Origin of the sequence: Geobacillus thermopakistaniensis (assembly GCF_000498995.1) — a bacterium.
In the GTDB taxonomy this organism is placed as follows: domain Bacteria; phylum Bacillota; class Bacilli; order Bacillales; family Anoxybacillaceae; genus Geobacillus; species Geobacillus thermoleovorans.
Genome location: NZ_AYSF01000086.1, coordinates 1 through 7,835, shown reverse-complemented (window position 1 = coordinate 7,835; position 7,835 = coordinate 1). Strand labels below are relative to the sequence as shown.

Annotated in this window: 4 protein-coding genes; all 4 read right to left on the bottom strand. The window is 31.4% G+C overall.

Going from position 1 to position 7,835, the window contains the following annotated elements; genetic code table 11:
- Positions 1-66: 66 nt before the first annotated feature.
- Entirely contained in the window at positions 67-2,826 is a 2,760-nt protein-coding gene (gene hsdR / locus T260_RS123960; RefSeq protein ID WP_023634483.1) for a type I restriction-modification system endonuclease, read from the bottom strand.
- A gap of 638 nt (positions 2,827-3,464) precedes the next feature.
- Positions 3,465-5,528 carry an AAA family ATPase gene (locus T260_RS1000000140355; RefSeq protein ID WP_023634482.1) on the bottom strand — a complete coding sequence of 688 codons (2,064 nt, stop codon included), beginning with the start codon at positions 5,526-5,528 and terminating at the stop codon, positions 3,465-3,467.
- On the bottom strand, positions 5,529-6,179 hold the full coding sequence (locus tag T260_RS123970; RefSeq protein WP_023634481.1) for a hypothetical protein: 651 nt from the start codon (positions 6,177-6,179) through the stop codon (positions 5,529-5,531).
- Between the two features lies 1 nt (position 6,180).
- On the bottom strand, positions 6,181-7,835 hold a 1,655-nt coding region (locus tag T260_RS123975), incomplete at its 5' end, for a hypothetical protein (protein ID WP_023634480.1).

Here is a 7,835-nt window from a genome sequence, read left to right as displayed (position 1 = left end):
CGCCCGAAGTGTGCCCAAATGCCTCCGATCCCTTTTGTATCAAGGGGCGAGAGGCATTTTGTTTGCCTAGTGACTGTCGAACTCGGGTTTTACAAAGCGCTCAAACCCTTCTAAATAATCTTCAGGTCGGTTGTTCCCTTCCCCGTAACCTCGTTGTACTTCTTTTATTTTATCTGCATGTTTTGAAATGTACACTTTCTCTCCACGAGTACGATATTGTTCTACATATTCGAATAAAATCGACTGCTCCTTTATTTCTTTCGGAGATAATGATTGTAAATCATGAGCCCATTCATCGATGCTTTTACCATTGGATAACTCTTTGAATTTCTGTTTTGCTTCTTCAGGCAAAACTTGTTTTTTTCGTTGAATCTTTGCAATGAGCTGCTTACGATAAAACTCGACTTCTTCGTTACTTTCTGCGTTTATCAGTGATTCATATAATTGACCAATTGAATAGTGTTGCTTTTTCACAACCGGTTTCATATCGGTATAAGACTTCAATGTATCATAAATGCCGACCGCATCATAAATATTGAAATGCGTTTTTCCGATTTCAGGGCAAAGACGAGTTGCACGTCCAAGCATTTGCTCGTACAAAATACGCGATTGCACGCGGCGTAAGAAAACTAGATTCGTAATCGCTGGTACGTCTATACCTGTTGTTAATAAATCGACAGTTACAACGATGTTAGGCAATCGTTCATTTTTAAAACGTTTGATTGCTTCAAGAGGTTTATAAATGGAGCCAGTAATTTTCATAATCGCATCGTCTTCTACTTCGTCGCCGCGTTCTTTATACGCTTCTTTCAATAAACGAACGACTAAATCTGCATGTTGATCATTCACTGCAAAAATTAACGTTTTCTCTTTTCCTGTTGGGTCGATATATTCGGTTAATTTTCTAAGTACCGCCCGGTTGAAAGGTTCAGTAATGACCTTTTTGTTAAACTGTTCTACGTCAAAGTGTATGGTATCTTCCATTTTTTCAAGGATAATTTCCTGTTTCTCAACATCATACACTTCGACTTCTTCACCTTTTTCAAATGTAATACCTGCCTCTGCCAACTCTGTTTTAAATATGTAAGGTGGTTCGTGATCAACTAAATATCCGTCCAATACTGCCTCCGTATATGTGTATTTGAAAATAGGCATTCCAAAAATCTCCGTTGTATGGAGTGCTGGAGTAGCGGTTAATCCTAAGCAAGGCGCGTCGAAGTAATCAATCACACGGCGATATTGGCTAATATAATCATTTTGATCTTGGAATAGTAGTTCTTCTTCCGTCATTTCACGATCGCCTGTATAACCACGGTGTGCTTCGTCTACGATAATAAAATCATACTGCCCTACACTTGGAACTTTTTCGCTTTCGTTGTGAAATAAGCGTTTTACCATTCCTTGTACTGTTGCAATGTGTACTCTTGTTTCTACATCAGGTGAGATATCTTCCAATGATTTGATATCACATATATCAGCAAAAGAGTACCCTTCAATTTTTGTATCTTTTAATGCATCTTCCGTTTGTTTTCCTAGTGAGTTACGGTCAACTAAAAATAAAATGCGACGGCATTTTTTCGATTTAATTAAACGATACATTAATGCAATAGCTGTACGGGTTTTACCGGTTCCTGTTGCCATGGCAACAAGCATTCGTCTCTTTCCTTGTTTTAATGCTTCTTCAACAGCTAATACGGCTTTTTGCTGATAATAGCGAAGACCAAATTTTGTAATGTCTTCTTCATCTAATCTTCGGTTTGCATCTTCATCATTCTTTTCTAATAGTAACTGCAAATCTTCTGGAGAATGCCATCCTTCTAAAGGTCTTGCATGCTCAAATGGCTTTCGGGAGTCCCAAAACCAAATTCCTGATTCTTCTTTTAACTGTGGCAAATACGGTCTACCGTTTGTTGCATATAAGAACGGAACTTTATAATCACCTGTTGTTGGTGTAATTATTTCGTCGTCATGTTGGTATACATTTCTTGCATATGTCTTTGTCTGACTTTCCAATACGGATGGGACATTTTTGTGTTTTGCCTTCGCTTCAATTAACCCGACTAGCTGTTTTCCTATAAATAAGGCATAATCAGCTCGCCCATCCTTTACTTCCCATTCGGCAATTGCTAAGTTACGTCCTTTTTCCGGTCGAGTACCACGACGATAATTAAGATTAACACTATCTGCTTCCCAACCTACTTGACGTAGCTTTTCATCAATGATCGCTCTTGTTTCTGCTTCGGATAATTGCAAACGTTTTGAAAACCTTCTTGAAGCTTGGATCCGCTTTTGTTTTTCATCTGCCGTAACATATTCCGTTCTTTCACGAAGCTTTTCCAATTCCGCTTCAAGCTGTTTTACTTTTTCTTCATATTCTCTCTGCAATGCCTCGTGATCGACATGAGCTTGTTCTTGAGGTTCTTGATACTCCGGTGCTTCAAAATTGAAGTCACCGTATACTTCCATAAACCACACACTTAAGCGAAAAGCAATTAACAGTACCGCTTTTGCTTCTTCGGTTGTTCCGTAATCAGTACCGTGCGCAGCATGATTTCCTTTCTTACGAAGTGTATCAAACATTTCATAAAGCTCATAATCAAGCAGCCCTTCTGCCCGTAATGTATTGATTCGATCAAGCTGGCTTGTATTGTGTGCTTCCTTAATATTTTCGAGAGCCAAGATAATTTTTGCTAATGTTTCTCCGAACAAGCGGAGCTTCATTAAAGTTGTATGGGGATCTTGATATACGTTTTTCTCTGCTGTTTCCCCTAGATTGGCTAACACATCCCATTTTCCAGCTAGAAATGAAAAATTACTTTGCCCCATAAACATCACCGTTTTAAAAATTTGTATACAATTTGTATACAATTATTATACATATATGTAAATCATAATTAAAATAAGAAAACGGTTATTGGGATAGAAAGATAAACTAGAGGGATTACATGTGTGAAACTAAATTAGCGTAAATGAAACTAAAGAATCTGTAATAAAAAGGGGTTGCTGGTAACGGTTGAGCAACCCTTTTTTATACTTCTGATTTGCCGTTTTTTATTGTACGTGGACAAATACTGGTTTATTTTATTATGGCTGACATGTTATATAAGCGTCTATTCCACATTCCTTACAAACGGATATAAATGAAGAAATAAGCTATAAAGTTTCTATAGTAGAAATATTAGTTCGTCCTTTTTCAGACATAACATTAGCAAGGGAGTCGTAAGGTAGAAAAACTTGTAAAAATGTGTCTAGGTTTCCTAAAAGTGAGTTGTCTAAAAAAATACTTAGACCAATAAACAATACTCGTTACAATATTAAAAAAATTGATAGAAAAAACGATAAACGTTCTTTTTTATAGACTCTATTATCCTTTAATTAATTAGTTTTGATTTTTAACTTGTTCGATAAGATGAATTATGTCTTTTTAATTAAACAACAAAAAAGAGTAACGAATAATCGCTACTCTAATTATCGATTTCTTGTATTAAGTAACTATTGTCACCTAAATCCAAAGATATATTTGATTCTTGACAGTTCCCTTTTTCGGATGAAGCAATAATTACTTGGAATTGTGTTTCAGGATATTCTTTTTTTAATTTTGAAAAAATATCAAGAAATTTATTGAAAGTATCAAGATCTAAATTCTGTTGCCTTGGTTCATCCATAATAAGTAACATTGGATGATTTACAGAATCCTTAAACTCAAGTGCAGTTTTTAACAAAGCAATATAATATGACAAGATGATTCTTATTAATCCACTGCTTGAAGTGATGTTATAAAGATTTATGCCTTCAATTTTTGGATAATAATCTTCTCTATCAATTTTAATTTGATTATATATTTCTTTTATGATATCACTGGTCGATTTTTTGCTATTGCCTTCTTCAACTTTCGATTCATCAAATCCGTCTTTTAGAAAATCCAAATCAAATAAGATATCCTTAAACTGTTTTTCAAAAAACTCTAATTTTTTATTATCTAAGTCCTGATGACTTTCAATATCTTTTATTTTTTTCCTTAAATTTTTTACTTCTTCAGCCAACTTTTCTTTTTCATTCAATAATTTTTCATATTTCTTTATAATTTCTTTATCTTTTTGAAGTTCTGTAATTATGTTTTTTAACCTTCCGATCTCTCTTGAATAGAAGTTATATTGCTCTAAATTCTGTGGTCTTAATTCCGCTTCGTAATTATCCATTGTTTCTTTAAGTTCTTTAAGTTCCAATTGAACTAAAAATAATTTGTTAGAAATTTGCCTTTTCTCTTCTTCTTTATCCAATTTTAATCTCTGAAAGTCCTTTAATTCATCTTTTAAATAATTAAGTGTATTATCCTTTTCATAGTCATGTGGTGTTTGAAATTCATTTCCACATAAACTACAATACCCTTTTTCCAATTCCTCATTTTCTTTAATAGAAACTTTATTTAAACATCTTGGACAGAACTCAATTGGAAGAATCCCTATTAGTTTTTTGGCTGTTTTTAATTTATCGTTCTTTTCTATATCACTTTGAATTTTATTGATGTAATAATTGTATTGGTCAATTTCAGATTCTAAAGTTTCTAATGAATCGAGGTACCTTCTTGCAACCAAACTCTTATGACGATATTTTGACCTAATTTCTTTAATAACATGGTTAATTTCTGTAGTACCCTTCTCCATTTCACTGATTTTATTGCTTAAATCCTGTAACTCTTTAGTCTTTCTTTCGATTTCATTATCAATTTCCGACACCTGGCTAAATGAAAGCAATCCGATAACTTCTTGAATATCTTTGATTGAATTATTTTTTTGCCTTAATGATGTTTGATACGATTCCAATAAATATCGATACTTAATAACGTCCGTACTTGTAAAATTCATTATTACTTCAAAAGCAGTCTTTTTAATCTCATTAATATCATAGCGTGGATTAATTGCTTGGATGTCATGCCAAGCACCCTGATGAATAATAAATAAAGGCATCAAATTTTGTATGTAAAAGATTAATCGCTCTGAATTGTCCTCATCATTATCTGTTTTTTTCCTTATCGGTTCTATACCTAAAAATGAAAAAAGAAATTCTTGATATGTTTTGTTTCCTGTTATATCCCGCTCCTTGTTTATTTTATAAAATTCTTTTTCTTTTGTTTTATTATTTAAGGATTTTCCATCATCATTTTTTTCTAATTTTACATTTTTAAAAACAATAACTGGTTCTTCTGAATCAATAGCATCCCTCAAAACAACAATCCGTTCTTTTTTATTACTAAGTTGCAAATAAATTTCTGCGTGTTCAAGCGTATCCTTTAAATATGTGCTTAAAATCATCTTATAATTTATAATGTCTTTTTTTCTTTTTCCGTAGATGGCTTCACCGTTTAAAGCATAAATTATACTTTCTATTAAAGTTGATTTTCCCAGTGCATTCTTTCCATATATTAAATTTAATTCATTAATTTTATCATTATTTAAAAAATTAATATATCTCCCATACTTTTTTCCGCTTTTTGCAATTATTCTTATTTTAATCGCCTCAATAAACATTTAGTTATCACCTGCAATTCCTAAAATTAATGATGGAAAATGATTTTTTATATATCCTTCAATTCGTTCATTTGTTGTGTTTTTTGGAAAAATAGAATTTATAATTTCCATTCGGTTAACCCAATTTATTTCTATTTCTTTGATTTTTTCAGCAATTTCAAGCCCGAGCGGTGTTAACGTCAAGCAAAATGCTTTTTTTGTTTTTGTATATTTTGAAAAATGAACATGAATTAAATTTTTACTGATCATATAATTAAAAATAGAATCGTACCGATGGTCCCAAGGTCCTCTAATGTATTTAATCATCGGAGAAAGAGCTTGTTCTGTTTCGTATTTTTTTAATTGCAATAAGTTTATTAAATGCATTTTATTTTCTATTTCGATAACTTTTTTTAAGTAAAATGGATAACGAATTAAAAAATCATAAAACGAAAACTTTCTCCTTCCATATATTGTATAATTATCGAAAAATGGCTCTTTTATCAATCCACATACACGAATTAATAAAAGAATTCTATAAGAATGGAAATCATAATCATCATCTGGTTGGATATAAGTTGTTTGTTCTTCTAACGGCGTAACTTCCATACTGACATTGTTTTTAATTAATATCTCGAAAAAATCATTTGAAAAAGTATATTTTTTATCCAATTTAATTCACTTCCTTGTGCCATCTTAAAAAGCATTCTGCTGCCATTTGAAACATTTGTCCATAAATAATGTCCTCATCAATTTCTATTTTTTTTCGTTCTTTAAAGTCTTTCAGTGCTAATAAAAGTTGTTCTTGTAATTCAAAATAAAATGATGCCGAATCACTTTTAGGTTTCATTGCAAATTTAATTACAGCTTCAGTACAAATTTTTTTTATTTTTGATTCAAGCTTTTTAATTTCTTCTAACTGTATTGTCAAATTTTTTAACCTTAACGTTTGGCAATAAAGAAGATAACGACACCTATATTCAGTTGCATTTTGAAGTAGATATTCTTTGGTATCTGAATCAATGTTATTCATTTTGCTAATTTTCATTTTTAAATTACTTTGATATTTACTATCCTCTTTTTGAATATATTCTTCAATTTTCTCTTGTTCTGCGGTTGGAAGTTCATAAACTTCGTATTTTTCCGATGGTTGATTATTGTTAGTGTGCTGATTAAGTTTTTCACTAAATTGATCCATTCTTTGGTTAAACTTCTCTTCAAATTCAGATAGTTGACTTTTGATTTCATCGACTCCTTGATCGATTTTCGATTCCAGTGATTCGAATTTAGCAATTAGTTCTGATGATATATTTAATTTAATTTCCTCATCAGTTTCCTCAAGAATTTTTTCTAATAATGCATTATCCAAATATCTAGCTTCATCATTTTCTTCAACGCACTTGAAATTAATTTCAGAAATAAGACGGCTGAAAAATAATTCAGCTGAATGCTTTCCCTTTAATATTTCATTCAATAAATCTAATGCCTCTGTTTTTAATGCTTTAATTGAATCTGCTGCTTCATCTTCATCAAAAACCCAAACAACTCTGTTTACAAATTCAATGATTGAATCGCGGTCATTGATTTGAGTTTTCATCTGCTGACCACTTGATTCTAAATCTTCCAATTCATTTTTTAAATCATCGATTTCTTTTTGTATTTTATCTCTTCTAGTTGATTCTTTTAGTTTCTCTTCTCGACTCTTTATTTTTTTGATAATTGGACCTCGTAGTGATTGTAATTCTTTTTCAAACACGTCTTTTAAAATTTCTTGTGTTTTATTAACACATTGCTCTAGTAATTCTTCGTTTTCTTTTAAAACTTTCTGTTGTTTAACCCAACTTTGTAACAAAGAATCTTTACCTGATATCCTAGTGTTGGATTCAAAGCAAAATTCACATTTGTAATCTTTATAAATTAAAAATAATACAAAAAAATTGTAAAGTGATTTTTTTATTTCATCGCTATCTAAGTTAAAAACTGAAGAGTAGCATTTAACTTGTGTAAATATTACTGTACTTTCTTTTATATTTAACTGTTTTATATCGTCTTCAACCTCACAGTAGATTACACTATCAATTTTATTTTTATAATTAGTTAGCCATTGAATGAGCGTTTTTAAATACTGGTAAATAAATCCCCTATTAGAACCAACTGCATCAGTATCTTTTTTAAACAGGATAAGTTCATTTTTTGTCATTCCCTTGTCCCCCGATTGATACCAATTGACAAAAAATATATGGTTCATCACCAAATTTTGTGATTTAGTGACAAAAAAGAGAAAGCACTGACGAGATCCTGGCAATAATGTTAGCGGTGAAATCAACA